The 749-nt window shown below is 59.1% G+C and carries 1 protein-coding gene; it reads right to left on the reverse strand.

Annotated elements, in window-relative coordinates; translation table 11 throughout:
- Positions 1–88 precede the first annotated feature (88 nt).
- Entirely contained in the window at positions 89–721 is a 633-nt protein-coding gene (locus tag NIM86_RS17150; protein WP_253383923.1) for a tyrosine-type recombinase/integrase, read from the reverse strand.
- Positions 722–749 lie beyond the last annotated feature (28 nt).

The raw sequence follows: 749 nt of genomic DNA on the forward strand, positions 1-749 counted from the left end.
AATGCGGGCGCGAAGCTGCACTGCCTCAACGCGAAACACAGCAGCAGTTGGATAAAGTGCGGCTCCGCCTTAACGGAACCGCACAGGGCTAGATTTCGGTGTGCTCAGCCAATTCGAGGGCATCCTCGATGTCGACGCCGAGATATCGGACCGTGTTTTCGATCTTGCTGTGGCCGAGAAGAATCTGGACCGCACGCAGATTGCCTGTCGCCTTGTAGATCATCGCCGCCTTGGTGCGACGTAGCGAGTGGGTGCCATAGTCTTCCCGCCGCAAACCTATCGCGGTCACCCATTCATCAACCAGTCGTGCATATTGCCGGGTGCTTAAATGACCGGCGCGATCAACGCGGCTGGGGAACGCGTAATCCTCAATCGTTCCGCCCCTTCGCTCCAGCCATGCGAGCAAGCTCGCTCTCACATCTGCCGTGATCTCGAACTGAACCGGGCGGCCGGTTTTCTGCTGGACCGCCATGGCGCGGGTCCGGATCGACTGCCCTGAAACAAGCGTCCCGATCTTGATCTTGACGAGATCGCAACCCCGAAGTTTGCTGTCGATGGCGAGATCGAACAGCGCCCGGTCTCGCATTCGCCCTTCGCGATCGAGAAAGAAGCGGATCGCCCAGATCTGGCGCTGTTTCAGAGGTTTCTTCACGCCAACCATTCGACCGGCGTTCCATGCGGGCCTGCCGAGCGCTGCAGGATCATACTGTGCTGTACCCATGTCCATACTCCTTCGGCCACTATTGGCC

The sequence above is a fragment of the Notoacmeibacter sp. MSK16QG-6 genome (assembly GCF_024158145.1).
Classification (GTDB): Bacteria; Pseudomonadota; Alphaproteobacteria; order Rhizobiales; family Rhizobiaceae; genus Notoacmeibacter.